The organism is Actinomadura sp. 21ATH, assembly GCF_041951345.1.
Lineage (GTDB): Bacteria > Actinomycetota > Actinomycetes > Streptosporangiales > Streptosporangiaceae > Spirillospora.
In genome coordinates this window covers 234262-252030 of sequence record NZ_JBGNUR010000006.1, presented here as the reverse complement: position 1 = coordinate 252030, position 17769 = coordinate 234262, and the positions used below count along the sequence as shown (strand labels likewise).

Annotated in this window: 16 protein-coding genes and 1 riboswitch; of the genes, 7 read left to right on the top strand and 9 right to left on the bottom strand. The window is 72.6% G+C overall.

Annotated features, from left to right (window positions below; translation table 11 throughout):
• Positions 1-307: 307 nt before the first annotated feature.
• The 3 genes from ACA361_RS20680 to ACA361_RS20670 form a co-directional block, all read right to left on the bottom strand.
• On the bottom strand, positions 308-2170 hold the full coding sequence (locus tag ACA361_RS20680) for a PAS domain-containing protein (RefSeq protein WP_375014241.1): 1863 nt from the start codon (positions 2168-2170) through the stop codon (positions 308-310).
• Between the two features lie 123 nt (positions 2171-2293).
• Positions 2294-3691 carry a purine-cytosine permease family protein gene (locus tag ACA361_RS20675; RefSeq protein WP_375013976.1) on the bottom strand — a complete coding sequence of 466 codons (1398 nt, stop codon included), beginning with the start codon at positions 3689-3691 and terminating at the stop codon, positions 2294-2296.
• Positions 3686-3802: riboswitch (TPP riboswitch) on the bottom strand. (Overlaps the previous gene by 6 nt.)
• A gap of 19 nt (positions 3803-3821) precedes the next feature.
• On the bottom strand, positions 3822-4154 hold the full coding sequence (locus ACA361_RS20670; RefSeq protein WP_375014239.1) for a rhodanese-like domain-containing protein: 333 nt from the start codon (positions 4152-4154) through the stop codon (positions 3822-3824).
• A 91-nt stretch (positions 4155-4245) separates the two neighbouring features.
• Between ACA361_RS20670 and ACA361_RS20665 the strand changes: the two genes are divergently transcribed.
• Positions 4246-4659 (top strand): SSI family serine proteinase inhibitor, encoded by a 414-nt coding sequence (locus tag ACA361_RS20665; protein WP_375013974.1) that lies wholly within the window; start codon positions 4246-4248, stop codon positions 4657-4659.
• Between the two features lie 9 nt (positions 4660-4668).
• Here ACA361_RS20665 and ACA361_RS20660 read toward each other — a convergent pair whose 3' ends face one another.
• The 3 genes from ACA361_RS20660 to ACA361_RS20650 all read right to left on the bottom strand — a co-directional run bounded on the left by ACA361_RS20660 (position 4669) and on the right by ACA361_RS20650 (position 7665).
• Complete coding sequence (locus ACA361_RS20660; protein WP_375013973.1) at positions 4669-5532, bottom strand: Fpg/Nei family DNA glycosylase; 864 nt, start codon at positions 5530-5532, stop codon at positions 4669-4671.
• Between the two features lie 83 nt (positions 5533-5615).
• A complete protein-coding gene (locus ACA361_RS20655) occupies positions 5616-6209 on the bottom strand; it encodes a dihydrofolate reductase family protein (RefSeq protein ID WP_375013971.1) in 594 nt (197 codons plus the stop codon).
• 1156 nt (positions 6210-7365) lie between these two features.
• Positions 7366-7665, bottom strand: coding sequence for a hypothetical protein (locus tag ACA361_RS20650; RefSeq protein WP_375013970.1), 300 nt, complete (start codon positions 7663-7665; stop codon positions 7366-7368).
• A gap of 214 nt (positions 7666-7879) precedes the next feature.
• Between ACA361_RS20650 and ACA361_RS20645 the strand changes: the two genes are divergently transcribed.
• Entirely contained in the window at positions 7880-9169 is a 1290-nt protein-coding gene (locus ACA361_RS20645; RefSeq protein WP_375013968.1) for an XRE family transcriptional regulator, read from the top strand.
• Between the two features lie 673 nt (positions 9170-9842).
• Positions 9843-10268, top strand: coding sequence for a VOC family protein (locus ACA361_RS20640; protein WP_375013966.1), 426 nt, complete (start codon positions 9843-9845; stop codon positions 10266-10268).
• A gap of 22 nt (positions 10269-10290) precedes the next feature.
• Here the strand turns inward: ACA361_RS20640 and ACA361_RS20635 are convergent, their stop codons facing one another.
• Together ACA361_RS20635 and ACA361_RS20630 are read right to left on the bottom strand one after the other, a co-directional pair.
• Complete coding sequence (locus ACA361_RS20635; protein ID WP_375013964.1) at positions 10291-10950, bottom strand: alpha/beta fold hydrolase; 660 nt, start codon at positions 10948-10950, stop codon at positions 10291-10293.
• Between the two features lie 94 nt (positions 10951-11044).
• Positions 11045-12667, bottom strand: coding sequence for an ABC-F family ATP-binding cassette domain-containing protein (locus tag ACA361_RS20630; RefSeq protein WP_375013962.1), 1623 nt, complete (start codon positions 12665-12667; stop codon positions 11045-11047).
• A 282-nt stretch (positions 12668-12949) separates the two neighbouring features.
• Between ACA361_RS20630 and ACA361_RS20625 the strand changes: the two genes are divergently transcribed.
• Positions 12950-13522 carry a TetR/AcrR family transcriptional regulator gene (locus ACA361_RS20625; RefSeq protein WP_375013960.1) on the top strand — a complete coding sequence of 191 codons (573 nt, stop codon included), beginning with the start codon at positions 12950-12952 and terminating at the stop codon, positions 13520-13522.
• Positions 13523-13592: 70 nt separating this feature from the next.
• Positions 13593-15389 carry an alpha/beta fold hydrolase gene (locus ACA361_RS20620; protein ID WP_375013958.1) on the top strand — a complete coding sequence of 599 codons (1797 nt, stop codon included), beginning with the start codon at positions 13593-13595 and terminating at the stop codon, positions 15387-15389.
• 83 nt (positions 15390-15472) lie between these two features.
• Here the strand turns inward: ACA361_RS20620 and ACA361_RS20615 are convergent, their stop codons facing one another.
• Positions 15473-16186, bottom strand: coding sequence for a hypothetical protein (locus tag ACA361_RS20615; protein WP_375013956.1), 714 nt, complete (start codon positions 16184-16186; stop codon positions 15473-15475).
• 397 nt (positions 16187-16583) lie between these two features.
• Between ACA361_RS20615 and ACA361_RS20610 the strand changes: the two genes are divergently transcribed.
• Both ACA361_RS20610 and ACA361_RS20605 read left to right on the top strand, forming a co-directional pair.
• Positions 16584-16790, top strand: coding sequence for a heavy-metal-associated domain-containing protein (locus ACA361_RS20610; RefSeq protein WP_375013954.1), 207 nt, complete (start codon positions 16584-16586; stop codon positions 16788-16790).
• Position 16791: 1 nt separating this feature from the next.
• Positions 16792-17760 carry a hypothetical protein gene (locus tag ACA361_RS20605; RefSeq protein ID WP_375013952.1) on the top strand — a complete coding sequence of 323 codons (969 nt, stop codon included), beginning with the start codon at positions 16792-16794 and terminating at the stop codon, positions 17758-17760.
• Positions 17761-17769 lie beyond the last annotated feature (9 nt).

Genomic DNA, 17769 nt, shown 5'->3' with positions numbered 1-17769 from the left:
GCGAACCCGTGGCCTAGTAGGACCGAAATGCCCGAATGTGGCCATCCAGAAACCTTGGCGCAACACCCTGTCCCCCGCTCAACGAGCGACTGACCCTCCGGTCACGGCCACCATCGCCCGTGCGGAACGAGCCTCACGGGCTCCTCCCCGACCGCGAACATCTAGGGATCTATCCACCCAACGGCGGATTACTCCTCACACGTGCGTTTCGTCCGTCACACTGGCGTGACCGGAACGTTCCAGTGGCGCCACCTCACGTAAAGATCACGTTTTGGATCCGCAGGTCACGGCGGGTGTACGGGCGACCTCAATCGGCGATCTCAAGCCGCAGGCACATCCGCGTCCCGGTACGGGCGCCGTCCGGCCGGGCGGGGTGGGCGGAGATCCGGCCGCCCTGCGCCTCTGTGAGGCGTTTCACAATGTAGAGGCCGAGCCCGATGCCGCCGAACCGGCGCCGGTCCCCGGCCTCCCCCTGCACGAACCGCTCGAAGATCCGGTCATGGTCGCCGGGGGCGATGCCGATCCCCTCGTCCTCCACGGTGATCACCAGCTCGCCGCCCTCGCACCGGGCCCGGACGCGGACCTCGCCGCCGTCCGGGGAGTACTTGAACGCGTTCTCCAGCAACTGCCCCAGCACGATGTCCGTGGCCAGCGCGTCCCCGCGGGCCGGCGGCAGGCCGGGCTCGACCTCCAGCTCGACGCGGTGCAGCTCCGACAGCGAGCGGAACCCCGCGACCACGCCCTCCAGCACCTTGACCAGGTCGAACGTCTCGATCGTGACGGCCAGCTCGTCGGCCCCGGCGCGGGCGCCGCGCAGCAGGTGCTCGACCAGCCGGCCGAGCGACTGGGCCCGCTCGGCGATCGTCGCGACCGCGGCCCGCCGGTCGGCGTCGGCCAGGTCGTCCCACCGGTTGGCCAGCGTGCTGGCGAAGCCCTGGACGACCGTCACCGGCGTCCGCAGCTCGTGGCTGGTCGTGGCCAGGAAGAGGTCCTTGGCCTCCTCCAGCGCCTTGGCCTCGGTCACGTCGCGGAAGTCGACCACCAGCTCGCCGGTCTCCTCGATCGCCGCGACCAGCACGTTCAGCCAGACGCCCGTCTCCAGCGGGATGGTGAGCATCTCGCCGAGCGCGGGCAGCTCGAACGGCAGCGGGCGGCCCACCGCCTCGTCGGGCGGGATCCCGGTCAGGGCGGAGGCGGCCGGGTTCCACTGCCGGACGAGCCCGTCGCGGTCGAGCACCGCGATGCCGTCCGCGCTGGAGTCGATCACCGCCCGCTCGTGCGCCCGCTGCCGGACGACCTCGGCGTACGCGACGGCGTTGCCCACCGCGACCCCGGCATGCCCGGCGAGCAGTTCCAGCAGCTCCAGCTCGGTGTGGCCGATCTTGCGGCCGGAGAACAGGGCGTACAGGGCGCCGTACGGCCTGTTCTGCAGGAACGAAAGCCCGAGCGCGACCGTGTGCAGGCCGTCCAGCTCGGACCAGATCAGGTCGTCGAGCCGCCGCGCGCCGGTGGCCAGCTTGACCGTCTTGCCGGACCGCATCAGCTCGCCGACCAGGCTGGACCGCAGGTCGGCGGTGGTGCCGAGCATGCGCTGGGGCAGCCCGGACACGTTCACCAGCCGCAGCCGGTCGCCCTCGATCCGGACGAACCCGCCCGCGTCCGCGCCGGTCAGCTCGATCAGCGCGGCGGTGATCCGGTCGAGCACGACGCCCAGGTCGAGCTCGGCGTTCAGGTCGGCGACGATGTCGTTCAGGCGGCGCACCAGCCGGGCCCGCTCGGCCATGTGGTGCTGCGCGACCTCGTCCTCCTCGACCGGGTGGTAGACCCCGACCCAGCCGAGCGGCTCGCCGTCGCGCGACTGGAGCAGGCTGTTGTCGATCCGCACGTCGATCAGCCGCCCGTCGCGGTGGAACCGGCGGGTCGCGATCGAGATCTGGCCGCCGTCGCCGGAGCGCCGGGTCAGCAGCCGCTCCTGCACGGCGTTGTGCTCGGCCTTGAGCTCGTCCGGGACGATCGGCAGCACCCGGCCGAGCAGCTCGTCGGCGGTCCAGCCGAACATCCGCTCGGCCGCCGGGTTCCACACCGTGACCCGCAGGCCGTCGTCGACGGCCACGATCGCGTCCGCGGCGCATTCGATGACGGCACGGGCGATCGGGTCGTGAACGTCCATCCGCACGCCTGTCATCGTGCCACCGAGCCTCCGGGCGCCGCCGGGCAACCACCCTGGAAAGGTTCCCACGATAGGGGGGCCTTTACCGGAAGAACACCACGTCAGCGCCAGGAAACCGGCGGGTCACTCCGCGTCACGCGGCGAACGGCGGCGCCCGGCGGCGCCGCCGAGCCGCCCGATCGCCACCGCGGCGAGCCCGGCGATCAGGAACGACAGCAGCGAGGCGCTCATCCAGCCCTGCGGGGTGAAGCCGAGCAGGCCCTGCACGTCCTTCCAGAACGCCGCCCACCAGCTCACCGCGCCCGGGTAGATCAGCTGGTACGCCGTGAACCCGATCGCCCAGGCCGCGATCATGCCCCAGCGGGCGGGGGCCCGGCGCGAGACGTCCCAGCCGAGCCGGGCCGCGTCCGCCTTGCCGGTCGCGGCCCGCCAGCGGCCCCGGCCGAGGTAGAAGTCGGCGGCCAGGACGCCCAGCATCGGCACGAACACCGACCCGATCAGCGACAGGAACGCGGCGTAGTCCCCGATGTTCAGCAGCAGCGCCAGCCCGGTGATCCCGGCGCCGAGCGCGATCGTCAGGACCCTGCGGTCGGCGCGCGGCACGAGGTTCTGGATGGAGACGGCGGTGGAGTAGACGTTCGCGAACGACTGGTCCGCCTCGCGCAGGACGAACACCGCGAAGAACAGCACGCCGAGCGTGACGCCGAGGAACGGGTCGAAGACCTTCCCGGAGTCGCCCGCGACCAGGGCCAGCGCCAGCAGCCCCAGCACGTACGCGATGATCTGCGTCACCGAGTACCCGACGGCCGCCGCGCCGAAGGCGCCCTTGGCCGACCGCGCGTGCCGCGTGTAGTCGGCCGCGACCGGCACCCACGAGATCGACACCGCGAGCGCCGCGTCGGCGCCGATCCAGAAGCCGCCCCAGGAGCCCTCGGTCAGGTCGGGCAGCGGCTCGCGGAGAAGCTGGACGTAGAAGTAGACCAGCGCGACCATCACGGCGGCGGTCACGTACCGGCGCAGCATCCGCACCGATCCCAGCGGCCAGATCGTCAGCACGGTCGTCAGCACACCGGCGGCGATCACGTACGCCCAGCGCGGGATCCCGTCCCACAGCGCGGTCGCCGCGTCCGCGATCACGATCAGCTCGAACGTGCCCCAGCCGATCAGCTGGGCGATGTTGAGGACGGTCGGCACGTACGACAGCCGCGCCCCGAACAGCCCGCGCAGCAGCACCATCGCCGGCTGCCCGGTCCGCGCGCCGGGCGCCGCGGCCAGGCCGAGCATCAGCCCGCCCAGCGCGGTCCCGACCGCCATGGCCACGATCCCGGCCATGATCGACAGCGTCGGCCGGCCGTTCTCGTCGGGGGCGAGCACGGTGTACGCGCCGGAGAACGCGAAGAGGCTGACCCCGAGGTTCGCCCAGAAGGCGCTCTGGTCCCAGAAGCCCAGCACCTTCGGGGCCGGCTCGTCGAGCGTGAACGGGACCTCTGCACGAGGGCGCGACTGAACATCGGACGTCACGGGACGCACACTCCCTACGCCGGCATTACCCGGACAGGTTCATGCGGTCGGCGGCGCCGCGTTAAGCCGCCCTCTCAGCCCGGCATGGCCCGAGCTCCCGCGGTCGATCGGTCAAACCCGATCATAACCCTCAGGCGACGTAGGGTTCGGCCCCCGTGGCGCTCTCCATCGGCCGGCCGGTCTCGACCCAGCGCTTCATGCCCCCGTCGACGTTCTTCGCCAGCCAGCCGGCCTGGTTGAGCGCCACCGTCACCTGCGCCGAGCGGGCGCCCGACCGGCACACCACGAAGACCTCCTGGTCGCGCGGGACCTCACCGGCCCGGTCGCTGAGCCGGCCCATCGGGATGTGCACCGCCCCGGGCGCGTGCCCCGCGTCCCACTCGTCCTGCTCCCGAACGTCCAGCAGGTACGCGTCCTGCGGAACGTCCTTCGCGTCGACCGCCGGGACGTCGTCCCCGAAAATCATCACACCTCCATGGAACCGCGCGGACCCCGCCCGCGTCGAATCACGCATGCGGTATCGGACGCTCCTTTTCACGACGCCCGGCCTAGCCATGATCCTGTCATTGGCGGCCTGCGGCGAGGAACAGGCCCAGAGCCCTTCCGCGGACAAGCCCTCCGCCACCACCTCCGTCCAGCCCTCGGGCAAGGACAGCCTGACGATCGAGGTCAAGGCGTCGGCCCAGGCCCCCGCCAAGAAATGGACGCTGACCTGCGACCCCGCGGGCGGCGACCACCCGAAGGCCGAGCAGGCGTGCGCCGCCCTCGGGAAGGCGCAGGCCCCGTTCCAGCCCGTTCCGGCGAACCAGATGTGCACCAAGATCTACGGCGGCCCGGAGATCGCCACGGTCAAGGGCACCTGGAAGAACGAGCGGGTCAGCGCCAAGTTCACCCGCGACGACGGCTGCGAGCTGAACCGGTGGACCAAGGTCGCGCCGCTCTTCGGCGACGTCCCCAAGGTCCGCTGACCGGCGGCGTCACTTGAGCAGCCGCGACATCCGCCGGTCCGCCAGAGGCTTGCCGCCCGTCTGGCAGGTCGGGCAGTACTGAAGCGAGGAGTCGGCGAACGACACCTCCCTGATCGTGTCCCCGCACACCGGGCACGCCTGCCCCGTACGCCCGTGCACCCGCAGCCCGGACTTCTTCTCGCCCTTGAGGTCCCGCGCCGCGACGCCGCGGGCCCGCTCCACCGCGTCCGCGAGCGTGGCGCGGATCGCCTCGTACAGCTCCCCGATCTCCGCCTCGGTCAGCGATGAGGCGATCTTGAACGGGGACATCCGCGCGGCGTGCAGCACCTCGTCGGAGTAGGCGTTCCCGATCCCGGCGATCACCTTCTGGTCGCGGAGAAGCCCCTTGATCTGCGTCCGCCGCCCCCTGACGATCTCCGCGAGCGTCCCGGCGGTAAACGACTCCGCCAGCGGGTCCGGGCCCAGCCCCGCCACGCCGGGCACCTCCCGCGGATCCCGTACGACGTAGACCGCGAGGCCCTTCTTCGTCCCCGCCTCCGTCAGGTCGAACCCGGCCCCGCCGTCCAGGTGCACGCGCAGCGCCAGCGGGTTCTTGCCGCCCGGCCGCGCCGGCCGCAGCGGCATCTCCTCCCGCCAGCGCAGCCACCCGGCCCGCGCCAGATGGATCACGAGATGCAGCCCGTCGACGTCCACGTCGAGGAACTTCCCGTACCGCTCGACCCCCGTGACGGTCAGCCCGCCCAGTGCCGTGACCGGCGGGTCGTACGTCTTCAGGGCCGAGATCGCGAGCACGTCGACCCGCGCGACCACACTCCCGACCGCGTGCTCCCGCAGGAACCCGGCCAGCGACTCGACCTCTGGAAGTTCAGGCATGCCTCAAGTATCGGCGACGCGACCGACACCCGAATCCCCCCAGGTCAAACCCCGTTCGCCCGGCACGGCCGCCCTGACCCCGATCAGGTCCTGCGGACCGGGTAGACGAGGTGCAGGACCCGGTCACCCTCGACGATCCGTGGGTCCTCCAGCATCCTGTACGCGCCGTCGAACGTCCCGAAGTAGCGCTTCCCGCTCCCGAACAGGACCGGCGCCACGCTCATGTGGACCTCGTCGACCAGCCCGGCCGCGATGGCCTGCGCGCCGATCTCCCCGGCCGTGACCGACACGTCCCCGTCGCCGGCCGCCGCGCGGGCCTTCTCGATCGCGGCGCCGACGCCGCCGGTGACGAACGTGAACGGCGCGTCCGGGAACGGCCAGGCCGCCGGCGGCTCATGGGTGACCACGAAGACGTGCTCCCCGGCGGCCGGGACGCCGTTCCACCCGTTGGTGATGTCGAACAGCCGCCGCCCGATCACGGCCGCGCGGACCCCGCCCGCCGTCTCCCGGATGAAGCCGGCGCTGGCCGGGCTCACGTGGAAGACCCGGTCGGGGTCGCCCATGGTCACCGCGACCTCTCCGTTCCCGTACCAGTCGAACAGCGGCCCCACGCCGTCGTTCTCGTCGGCGATGAACCCGTCCAGCGACACCGTCGCCGCCACGAACACCTTGCCCATGCCCTCGACCTTTCCCCGCGTTCCACGGCCGTCACAGAAGCAGACCGCGCGGCCCGCGCGGAATCATCGCCCGCGCGGCGGCCCAGAGGCGGTCTTACTCACAGATCGAGCAGCCTCCGGAGCAGCGACCGGCAGCGCTGCCACCTGCCCCGGCGAACCACTCGCCGACGCCCCACGGCAGCCCTCTGTGGTGACCGCTGAGGCGTACGAGGAGGGACAGGCACGGGAGCATGCCGACCCGCCGCAGTCCCAGCGGCGTGCCCCGACCCCACACCGTCCTGCGGAAACGTGCGCGGCGGGACGAGAACAGCGACGCGCCCGCCCACGACGGCCCCCGCCCCCGCATCCTGCGAGGGCCCCCGGGCCGAAGCGGAACGGAACGGAGCAGGCACGACGCCGCGCCAGTCCGCGGGAGGCCCGTCCACGCCGGATACGGCCGCACCAGCCGTCGATGGCGTACAAGGCGAGGCGGGCGCGGAGATGTGCCCGTCCGCGCGAAGCCCGGACGTCATTCGCGCCGAAGCGCCAGGCGACGAAGGCGTACGAGACGAGGCGGGCGCGGGGAAGTGCCCGTCCGCGCGAAGCCCGGACGTCATTCGCGCCGAAGCGCCAGGCGACGAAGGCGTACGAGACGAGGCGGGCGCGGGGAAGTGCCCGTCCGCGCGAAGCCCGGACGTCATGCGCGCCGTAGGCCCGGACGGCGAAGGCGTACGAGACGAGGTGGGCATGGGGGTGTGCTGGCCTGCGCGGGTCCCACCCACCGCTTCGGGAGATGAAGGCGTACGAGACGAAGCAGGCGCGGGAGTGTGCTGGTCCGCGCGAGGCCCGAAGGTCGTGCGCGCCGGAGCGCCGGGCGGCGAAGGCGTACGGGGTGCGGCAGGCGCCGGGACGTGACGGCCTGCCTGAGCCGTGGTGCGTGCTGCCCCGTCTGGCTGTAGGGCCGGGCCCTCCAACACTTCCGACAGCGCCCGGCTCAGGTCGGCCGGTGTGGCCGCTTCGAGCAGGCGGTGGTGCCCGCGCCGGTCGCGGACCATGGCCCACCAGGAGCCGGTGTACTCGCCGTACCAGGTGCACACGCCCGGGAAGCGGCGACACAGCTCGGCCGTGGCTCGTTCAGGGTCCAGGTAAGCCGCCGTCCAGGGCGGCGTGACGGCGGTCATCGGCCCGCCACCCGGTTCTGGACGGGCGTGCTGAGGTACGCCATCACGATCAGCGCAGCGTCGGTGATCCGCGTGGCGGGGCCGACGGGCTCGCCCCAGGACGTCCACAACACGCCGGGACCGCCGTGGGCGTCAGGGCGGAGGCTGATGGTGTCCGCGATCAGGCCGCAGCATCCCAGAGCCTGCGGGTTCACCACTCTCAAGCCGTCTGTGGCCGGCTCGGCGAGGAACCCGCAGGCGGTCAGGAATGCCCCAAGCGCTGCGAGCGGATCGGCATCGGTTCTACGATCGGTCACGGGTCCGACCTCCAGCTGTCGGATCAAGGCCCCGGGTCCCGGTGTTAGCGCACCGGCCGGGGCCGCCTTGTTTTCTGGGACGGAACGCGACTCCCGCCCTTCCGTGACCGTCAGTAAATCCCCGTCACGCACCGCATTTCTAGGGGACAATCAGGGGGTGAGAAGGGGGCGACAAGGGGGTGACCCCCACCTTCCTTGGCGAGAGGTGTACGACATGTCCGCCAAAAGCGTGATCATCGGAGCGCGTCTGCAAACGGCACGAACCGCTGCCCCGTACTGGCCAAGGAACGAGATGGCGCGGCTCCTGATCAACGCCGCCGCTCGACTCGACCTCCCCGCGTTCCCCCATGTCGGCACGCTGGCGGACATGATCAAGAAGTGGGAACGCGGCATTCACGTACCCGGCCACAAATACCGCCGCGCGTACTGCGATGTCCTGGGCCGGTCCGAAGAAGATCTATTCGCGGCCGGGGATGCGTCCATCGCGCCGATGGGTACCGTACCTTCGGGTCCTTTTCCCGACGATTGGGACGATGAAGTGAAACGCCGTACCGCGCTACAAATGTTCGCTGCGCTGGGCGCCGGAACCACCATCCCGCCAGGCGTCCTCGAACAGGCCCTCTCCGGTGTGGAGCGCGCCCTCGGCTCATCCGTCGACGTCGCGGGCTGGGAACGCACCGTTATCGAATACCGCAACCTGATCGACAAGCAGCCGGTAGGCGCGCTGATCAATGACCTGGCCGCCGACATGATCGCCGTGGGGGAACTCCTCAATCGGGACGGGGCACCGCGACAGGACCTCCTCCGCATCAGCGCCACCTTGGGTGGGCTGCTCGCCACCGAGGTGGGCGACATCGGCGACCGGCGCGGCGCCCGCATGGCCTGGAACACCGCACGCCGGGCCGCCGACGCGTCCGGCGACCGCGATCTCCGAGTCTGGGTGCGTGGACGCGAAATCCAGGAGGCGTTCTGGGCTTCGGCTCCGCCGGACGTCATCGAAGACCTTGCCGCCGAAGCGTTGACGATCGCCAACGGCACCCCTTCTCCAGGCGTGCCCCGGGTCCATGCGGCACGTGCCGGCCTGGCCGCCATCCGGAAGGACGTGCGCTCCGCGCATGAGGCGCTAGGGATGATGAACGAGGTCTCCGAGAAGCTCGATCCGGGCCTCTACGGGTGGAAGGAGGCCAACGTGCACTGGAACGAGGCGTACGTCTACACCCTGATCAAGGACCCGCGGGCCGAACGCGCCCTCAGCGCCGCGCTCGCTCACAGCAGCCCCGGAACGTTGGGGCCCGTCGCCAACCTCCACATGATCCGGGCGATGGGGCTCGTGAAGGAGCGGGACGTGGACACCGGCCTCGACCAGCTGCTGACGATGCTGCACGGCAACCCTGTCAGCCCGGCCCGGCGGCGCATTGCCGGGCAGGCCCTCCAGGCCCTCCCCGAGAAGGCCCGCACGCTCCCGGCGGCCCGAGAGGTACGCGCCATCACGGCCGCCGCCTGACCGTCCCCCGCACGCTGACGCGCCCCAGCGGCCCGAGAGGTGCGCGCCGTAACGGCCGCCGTCTGATCGTCCTCGCACGCTGACCGGCTCCGGCGCGACGAGAGGTAAGCGCCATCGCGGCCCGCGTCTGACCGTTCCCGCACGCTGACACGCCCTGCGCCACGGGAGGTGCGCGCCGTACTGGCCCTCGTCCGAACGTTCCCCGCACGAACGCGCCCCTGCGCCACGGGCGGTACGCGCCATCACGGCCGCCGTCTGACCGTTCCCGCACGCTGACACGCTCCTGCGGCCCGGGAGGCGCGTGCCATCACGGCCCGCGTCCGAACGTTCCCCCGCACAGACGCGCTCCTGTGCTCCTGGCGGATGTGCGCCCCGCGCCTGTTCCCGACCGCTGTGTACGCCTCCGCCCAACCCGTCGACCACACTCCTCAGCCATGTTCACGCGCGGGCCGGTGTGTTGACTCGTGGCGTGTTGCGCTCTTGCGCGGGCGCCCGGGGAGGGACACGCCACGAGTCAACGTTCTGGGCGTCCGGTGATCAGAGTGGCGGCGAGTGCGGTGATTGTTGGTTCGGTGGCGGTAGCGGTCATGACCTGGCCGCTTCCCTTGCGAGGGTGAGCGGCGAGCGGGGCGGAGCCCCGCTGACGATGAATCCGGAGCGCAAGGAGTCGATCATGTCCGTCAGCACTGTGACCCATCTGAACTTCCGTGGCGAGGCCCGTGCGGCGCTCGCGTTCTACCAGTCGGTGTTCGGTGGGGAGGTGGCCGCGGTCAGCTACAAGGACGCCGGGAACGTCCAGGACCCGTCGGCCGCCGACCAGGTGATGTGGGGGCAGGTGACCGCCGGCAACGGCTTCACGGTGATGGCCTATGACGTGCCCGCCGATCTGCCGTGGGACCAGGGGGAGAACGCGTTCTTCGTCTCGGTGCGCGGTGAGGCGGCCGAGGAGATCACCTCGTACTGGGACAGGCTCACCGATGGCGCCACCGTCGTCCGGCCGCTGGGGCCCGCGCAGTGGGCGCCGCTGTACGGGATGTTGAAGGACCGGTTCGGCGTGACCTGGGTCCTGGACGTCGTCGGTCCGTACGACGCGTCCTGATCGGCACGGCGGGGCTCGGCGGTCACGCGGGGAGTGCTCGCACGAGGTGGTCGGCCAGTTCGGCCGGTCGCGACAGCATCGCCATGTGGCTGCCGGGCATCTCGTCCGGAGTGATGCCGAGCCGTTCCCGGACGTGGCGGCGTACGAAATCGGGGGTGAAGAGGCGGTCGTCGCGGCAGAGCAGGTAGCGCGTCGGGACGTCCGGCCAGGCGGGGAGCGGCCAGGGTTCGCGGCACGCCCGTTCCATGTTCATCTTCTCCGCAAGCGCGCCGTCGTGGTCCAGCACCCGCCGGGCCAGCTCGCGGGGGACGTCGTTGAAGTACAGCTCGAACTCGTCGTCGATGGTGGACGAGGGCCGGCCGCTGCGTTCCCACCAGTCGTCCGGCGCCTCCCCCGGGCTCGGGATCATCGCGGTCAGCAGGACGAGCGCGTCGGCGTTCGTGCGCGCGCAGACCAGGGGGCCGACGAAGCCGCCCCAGGAGTGGGCCACGACCACGAGAGGGCGGCGCTCGCCGATCTTCTCGGCGACGGCGTCCGCGTAGTCCCAGAGTCCCGCTTCGGGGTCGGACGTCGGCAGGTCGACCGCGACCGTGTCGTGCCCGCGCCCGCGGAGTTCCGCTTCGAGCAGGTGCCAGTCGAACGCGCTTCCGCCGCCGCCGTGGATGAGAGCGAAGGTCGTCATGGTGGTCATGACCGCCGGAGGCGCGGAAACTCATCGCGGCGCCGCCGGCTCCCGTGCCCCGGCCGGTCCTCGGACCGGGGCACGGGCGGGCGTGTCAGAGGCGCAGGGCGGGCCAGGACGCGGTGTCCCGCAGGAGCTGGCGGTCGTGGGTGGCCACGACGACCGCCGCCGACGTTTCCATGAGCGCCTCGGTCAGTTCCTCCACCAGGGTCATCGACAGGTGGTTCGTCGGTTCGTCCAGGAGGACGACGTGGGGTCGGGCGGCCAGGAGGATCGCCAGGTCGAGGCGGCGCTGCTGGCCGATGGACAGCTCGTTCACCGGGCGGCGCGCGGCGGACGAGGGGAGCAGGCCGAGCTGGGCCAGGCCGATCCGGTCCGACTCCGCCAGTTCGCCCCGGGAGACGAGGCGGTTGACGGCCGCGTCGTACACCTCGTGGGCGCGCCGGCCGGACGGGGCCGGCGACTCCTGTGACAGGAGGCGGATCCGGGCGCCCCTCTTGCGGTGGACGGTTCCCGTGTCGGGTCGCAGGGTGCCCGCGAGCACGGCGAGCAGGCTCGACTTCCCCGCGCCGTTCGCGCCGGTCACCACCAGGCGGTCGCCGGCGCGGAGGAGGATCGGGGACGGCGCGGCCAGTCTGCCGTGGACCGATATCTCCTCTGCCCGGAGCAGGGGGCCCGTCATGGACGCCCCGAGTGTGGGCGCCTGGAAGCGGAGCGGCGGCTCGGGGACGTCCAGGACGTGCGCTTCGAGCTGCTCCTGGCGCCGGTGGACGGCCCGTACCAGCGCGGGTGCCCGGGTCGCGCGCGTGTGCTTGCCGGTCCCCTTGTCGGGACGCCAGCCGGTGGACAGGCGGTTCTGGGCGGCGCTGAGGTCCTGGGCGAGGCGGTGGCGTTCCGCCTGCTGGTCGCGGTACTCGGTCTCCCAGCGTTCCCGTTCGGCGCGATGCCCCTCCTGGTAGCCGGCGTACCCGCCGCCGTAGACGCGCGGGCGGCCGTCCCGGGTCGGGTCCAGGTCGAGGACGGCGGTGACGACGTCCGCGAGGAGGACGCGGTCGTGGCTGACCAGCACCACGGCGCCCGGATGCTCGCGGAGCCGGGACGTGAGGTGGTCCAGGCCGGAGGCGTCGAGGTGGTTGGTCGGCTCGTCGAGGAGCAGCAGGTCGTGCCCGGCGCCGAGCAGGCAGGCCAGCCGGATCCGGTACCGCTGCCCGACGGAGAGGCCGGCGAGCGGGCGGTCGCGGTCGCCGACGGCGTCCAGCGCGGCGAGGGAGATCTCGACGCGCCGGTCGGCGTCCCAGGCGTCGATGGACTCCGCGGCCGCCAGGGCCTCGGCGTAGTCCCGCTCGGCTCCCGGACGGCCCTCGGTGAGCGCTTCGGTGGCCGCCTCGAAGTCGCGCAGGACGGCGCGTACCTGGGCGAGTTCGACGTCGATCAGGTCGCCGACGGTACGGCCGGCGCCGGCGGGCATCTCCTGGTCGGCGACGCCGAGGGTGCCGGCGCGGTGGACGGTGCCGGAGTCGGGCGCCAGCGTTCCGGCGAGGACCTGCAGCAAGGTGCTCTTGCCGCGGCCGTTCTCGCCCACGACGCCGAGGCGCTGCCCGGGGGAGACGGTCAGGTCGACGCCGGTGAGCACGGGTTTGCCGCCGCGGGCGACGTGCAGGCCGGTGGCGTTGAGATGGGCTCGCGAACGAGTGGGATCCACGATGACGGTGGACACGCTTCCTCCATGGCAGGACTCGCCGCGCCGGCACGCGTGCGGCACACAGCGCGCGTGGCGGCGGGGAATCCGCGAAAGATCGAGAGTTGACGGCGGATGCGAACGGCCGCGCGCCCCGGAGCCCTTGGTCAGGGCTGCGACGGGGACGGGATCGGCGGCCTCGGCCGTCTCCCTCAGAGGAAGAACAGGTATTGCATGCCTCGACCGTAACAGGCGGTAGTCAGGGGACGGAAGTGCTTTTCGCCTGGACAGGATTATGCAGACCGGTCTAGTTTTGCCGGTATGGCGGTCAAAGGGGAACAGACCCGGGCGCGGCTGGTCGAGGCGGCGCGGGTGCTGATCGAGGCGCGCGGCTACTACGGGGCCGGGCTGAACGAGGTGATCGCGGCGGGCGGGGCCCCGCGCGGCTCGCTCTACCACCACTTCCCCGGCGGCAAGGATCAGCTGACCGCGGCGGCCATCGCCGCGTCCGGCCGGGAGATCGACGCCCTGCTCCGCGGCCTGGCGGACGAGGCGCCGGACACCCGGACGCTGGTCGACGCGGCACTGGACGCGCTGGCCGGCCGGATGGAGGAGGCCGCGTACGCCAAGGGCTGCCCGATCGCCACGGTCGCCCTGGAGGTGGCCGCCACCAACGACGCGCTCCAGAAGGTGTGCGCGGACGTCTACGGCGGCTGGCAGCGGGCCCTCGCGGACCGGCTGGTCGCCGACGGCCACGCCCCGGACCGGGCCGAGGACCTGGCCTGCTCGCTGCTCGCGCTGATCGAGGGGGCGCTCGTCCTGGCCCGCGCGCGGCGCAGCCGGGACCCCATCGAGCGGGCGCGGCGGACGGCGGGCGCGCTACTCGCCTCCTGAACAGGGACGCGGGGCCGGACCGCGTTCTTGTCGGCGCAGAATATGCAGATCGGTCTACTTGGAGGAATCCATGGCGAAGGAACCCGACAGCCTGGTCATCGGCGCGACCGGACTCATCGGCCGGTGGCTGGCCGCCGAACTGCTCACCCAGGGGCGGGCGGTCGCCGTGACCGTCCGCGGCGGCCCGGACCGCGCCGAGGAGCTGCGCGCCTGGCTGCGCGACCACGGCCACACGGACGAACGAGCGCTCACCGTCGTCGCGGCCGACATCACCCGCCCCGGGCTCGGGCTCGCGCCGGAGGACGAGCGGCGGCCGGCGTCCGTGCGCGACGTCCACAACGCCGCCGCCGTCTTCCGCTTCGGCCTCGGCCCCGACGAGGCCCGGCGCGCCAACGTCGACGGCGCCCTGAACGTCCTGCGCTGGGCGGGCACGCGCCCGCGCCTGCGCCGCCTGGTCCACGTCTCGGGCTACCGGACGGCCTCGGAGACGTTCCCCTATCCGGCCTCGCCGGAGCGGCGGGCCGCGCTCTACCGGCGCTGGGGCGCGTACGAGGCGTCCAAGCGCGAGGCGGACGCCGCGGTACGGGCGGTCGCGGCGGCGGAGGGGGTCCCGCTCACGGTGGTCAATCCCGCGTCCGTGATCGGGCACTCGGAAACCGGCGAGGCCGGGCAGTACATCGGGCTCGCCGACCTGATCGGCAGGCTGTGGACCGGGCGGCTGCCCGCGCTGGCCGGGACGCGGCGGACGTTCGTCCCGGTCGTCACCGTCGACCACCTCGCCCGGTTCATGGCCGCCGTACCGGAGCACGACGGCGGGCCGTTCCGCGCCCACTGGGTCCTGGACGGCTCCACACCCGACCTGCCCGACCTGGTCGCGCTCCTCGCCCGGCATCTCGGCGTGCGCGCGCCCCGCGCGCTCCTCCCGGCCGGGCTCGTCCGGCGGCTGCCGCGCGCGCTCAGCGGCATCGACCCCGAGGCGCTGGCCTTCCTGGCCGAGGACCGGTACGACACCGCGTCCGCCGACGCGCTCGCCGATGCGGCCGGGCTGGCGCGTCCGCCCGTCCAGGAGGCGCTGCGCCGCTGGGCCGACCGGCTCGTCGCGGAGCGGTTCGGCGCCGCCCGGCCGCCGCTCTCCGGCGGGTTCCATCCCGTCGCCGGAAGCCGGACCTACCTCGCGGGCGACCGCGCCGCGCCCGAGTACGTGCTGCTCCACGGCCTGCCGCTCGACTCCGAATGCTGGCAGGGCGTCCTCCCCGAACTGGACGGCCCCGCCCTGATGGCGGACCTGCCCGGACTCGGCCGCTCGAGCCGCTCGGACGGGAACCCGGCGGGCTGGCTCGCCGAGTTGCTCGCGCCCCTGCGGACCCGGCCGGTCCTCGTCGCGCACTCGGCGGCCGCCGCGCCCGCCCTCCGGTACGCGCACGCCCATCCGGACCGCGTCGCCGGGCTCGTCCTCGTCTCCCCCTACTTCCTCCAGCGGCGCCCCGGACGGCACCTGCGCACGCCGGCGGTCGTCGCGCCCGTACTCCGGACGGCTCCGGCCCGGCGGCTCGGCGCGGCCCTCGGCCTCGGCGGTGTGGACGTCCCGGCGCTGGACGACGCGGTAGCGCAGCTCCGGCGGCCGGGAGTGGCGCGCCGCACCGCACGCCGGCTGGGCCGGGCGCAGCGCGCGTCCGAACGCGCCGAGCTGCGCGCACTGGCCGCCGCCTGCGACGTCCCCGTCCACCTCGTCGCCGGCGAACACGACCCGCTGATCGCCGACATCCCGGCCGTAACGGTGACCGTGATCCCCGGAGCCGGCCACCACCCCCAACTCACCCACCCGGCCGCCGTCGCAGCCGCCGCCGCGGTGACGGCACGGGGTTGACTCGTGGCGTGTCTCCCTTCCAGAGGGCGCGGGGAGGGGCGACACGCCACGAGTCAACGCGGCGGGCGGTCAGCGGGTGCGCGTCAGCGGGTGCCTTCGTGCAGGGGGCGCAGCTTCTCCGTCAGGGCGTCCTGGGACGGGGGTTGCGCGATCACGTCGGCCTTGCTGACGTTGTACGCGCTGTCCGGGCACGGTGCCGCCGGGCGGTGCTCGCTGCTCTCCAGCTCGAAGGAGGCGACGAAGCGGCCGGTCCTGGACTCGTACACCTCGAAGTGGTGCGTTCCCGGCACGACCGGGATGGATCTCGGGCCGGGCGCGCCCATGACGGTGAACTTGCAGGTCATGATGCGGCGCTTTCCGGTCGCCGTGGCGGTGTGGCAGAGCACCAGCGATGCCGCCGTCGATCTGTAGCCGTCGCGGGCGTCGGGCTTCCAGCCGTCCGGCAGGAGCGTCCGCGCGAGGAGCGCGTCGTCATCGCGCGGGAACGGGGGGATGGTGGCCACACCCTCGTAGCTTCCGTCGAACCACTCCTCGGCGATCTTGTTGGGGGCGTTCCGGCGGTAGGGCGCGGCCTGGGTGGTGAACATGTCGTGCCCGCTGACGCACGCGCGGTTCCGCCGCCAGTCCTGCCCCGGTACCGCGCCGGGGGACGGGCTCGCGGCGGAACTCGCGGCGGAGGCGGTGCGGCCCGGGCGCCGCGGCGCCTCCGAGCCGGAGCACGCCGTCAGGATGGACGCCGTGAGGATGGTCGTGAGGGCGGTGGCGAGGGGGTGTCCGGTCACTGCTCTGATGCGCACGGACACACCCTCGCGGGCGGGCCTCGGCGGTGTCCAGCGGGCGGCGGAACGGCCGTCCGCAGGGGCCGCCGGAGGCTTTCCACACCCCTGTGGAAGCCTGTGGAAAACCCTGTGGGCAACGGGCGATGAGGCCGGGTGTTCGACGCTTTCGTGGGACGGGAAGCCATATAACCGGACAAAACTCTACGAAGATCGTCCACGGCGGCCAGGGCGGGCATGTGGATAACTTCTCGGCAACGAAGGTCCGGAACGGCTCGCGCGCGACACTCCCCACGCACTGTGACAGGGCTCGCGAAATAACCCATACCCCCTAGGGGTTGCAGAGCACGAGAGCCTGTGCCAGCATGAGGGCGTCAGATACCCCCCAGGGGTAAGAATCATCCAGAGGAGCGACACGATGAGCACCGCCACCTACACCGTCGCCGGCATGACCTGCGGGCACTGCGTCAACTCGGTCAAGGAGGAGGTCGGCCAGGTCTCCGGGGTGAGCGCCGTGGACGTGGACCTGGCCTCCGGCAAGGTGACCGTGACCAGTGACGCGCCCCTCGACGAGGCCCAGGTGCGGGCCGCCGTCGAGGAGGCCGGGTACGAGCTGAAGGCATGAGATGAACACCGCGAGCAAGCTGGGCGCCTTCGCGCTGGGCCTTGCCGCCGTCTTCGGTGGCGCCGTGGGGATCGGCAAAGTCGCCGGCCCCACCGGCGCCACCGTACAGGCGGAGCAGGCACACGCGGGCGGGCACGGCGAAGGCGGGCACGGCACCGAGACGAAGGGGCGGAAGGGCGCGGCCAAGGTCGTTCCGGGCGGGCTCCAGGTCTCCCAGGACGGCTACACGCTCACTCCGGAGACCACGGTGGTCGAACCGGGCGAGAAGGCCGACTTCCGGTTCACCGTGAACGGCCCGGACGGCAGGCCGGTCACCGGCTACCGGCCGCTGCACGGCAAGAAGCTGCACCTGATCGTCGCGCGGCGCGACCTGTCCGGCTTCCAGCACCTGCACCCGACCGAGGCCGGAGGCGGCGTCTGGACCGTCCCGCTCACGCTTCCGAAGGCCGGAACGTACCGGTTCTTCACCGACATCCAGCCCGAGGGCGCCCCCGAGCAGCTGACGCTCGGCACGGACGTCACGGCGCCCGGGAACGTCGAGCCCGAGCCGCTGCCGCGGCCCGTCCGGACCGCGAAGGTCGACGGGTACGAGGTACGGCTGGACGGCGCGCTCGTCCCCGGCAGGTCGAGCAAGCTGACCCTGACCGTGAGCAAGGACGGCGAGCCGGTCACGGACCTGGAGCCGTACCTGGAGGCGTACGGTCACCTGGTCGCCCTGCGCGACCGCGACCTGGCCTACCTGCACGTGCACCCGGACGGCGAGCCGGGCGACGGCAGGACCCGGCCCGGCCCGGCGATCACGTTCTACGCCGAGGTGCCGAGCTCCGGCGCGTACCGCCTCTACCTGGACTTCCAGCACGGGGGCAAGGTCCGTACGGCCGAGTTCACCGCCACGGCGGGAACGGGCACCGTCCCGAGCGCGCCGCCCGGCGAGTCCGGCGGCGGGCACGGCGACGACCACACCCACTGACCTGACGGA

What these genes read in the sequence shown, in the direction of transcription:
- ACA361_RS20640 (WP_375013966.1), top strand. Translation starts at nt 9,843, where the DNA reads ATGTCCGTCAGCACTGTGACCCATCTGAACTTCCGTGGCGAGGCCCGT.
- ACA361_RS20625 (WP_375013960.1), top strand. Translation starts at nt 12,950, where the DNA reads ATGGCGGTCAAAGGGGAACAGACCCGGGCGCGGCTGGTCGAGGCGGCG.
- ACA361_RS20610 (WP_375013954.1), top strand. Translation starts at nt 16,584, where the DNA reads ATGAGCACCGCCACCTACACCGTCGCCGGCATGACCTGCGGGCACTGC.
- ACA361_RS20680 (WP_375014241.1), bottom strand. Translation starts at nt 2,170, where the DNA reads ATGGACGTTCACGACCCGATCGCCCGTGCCGTCATCGAATGCGCCGCG.
- ACA361_RS20605 (WP_375013952.1), top strand. Translation starts at nt 16,792, where the DNA reads ATGAACACCGCGAGCAAGCTGGGCGCCTTCGCGCTGGGCCTTGCCGCC.
- ACA361_RS20660 (WP_375013973.1), bottom strand. Translation starts at nt 5,532, where the DNA reads ATGCCTGAACTTCCAGAGGTCGAGTCGCTGGCCGGGTTCCTGCGGGAG.
- ACA361_RS20645 (WP_375013968.1), top strand. Translation starts at nt 7,880, where the DNA reads ATGTCCGCCAAAAGCGTGATCATCGGAGCGCGTCTGCAAACGGCACGA.
- ACA361_RS20655 (WP_375013971.1), bottom strand. Translation starts at nt 6,209, where the DNA reads ATGGGCAAGGTGTTCGTGGCGGCGACGGTGTCGCTGGACGGGTTCATC.
- ACA361_RS20665 (WP_375013974.1), top strand. Translation starts at nt 4,246, where the DNA reads ATGATCCTGTCATTGGCGGCCTGCGGCGAGGAACAGGCCCAGAGCCCT.
- ACA361_RS20620 (WP_375013958.1), top strand. Translation starts at nt 13,593, where the DNA reads ATGGCGAAGGAACCCGACAGCCTGGTCATCGGCGCGACCGGACTCATC.
- ACA361_RS20635 (WP_375013964.1), bottom strand. Translation starts at nt 10,950, where the DNA reads ATGACGACCTTCGCTCTCATCCACGGCGGCGGCGGAAGCGCGTTCGAC.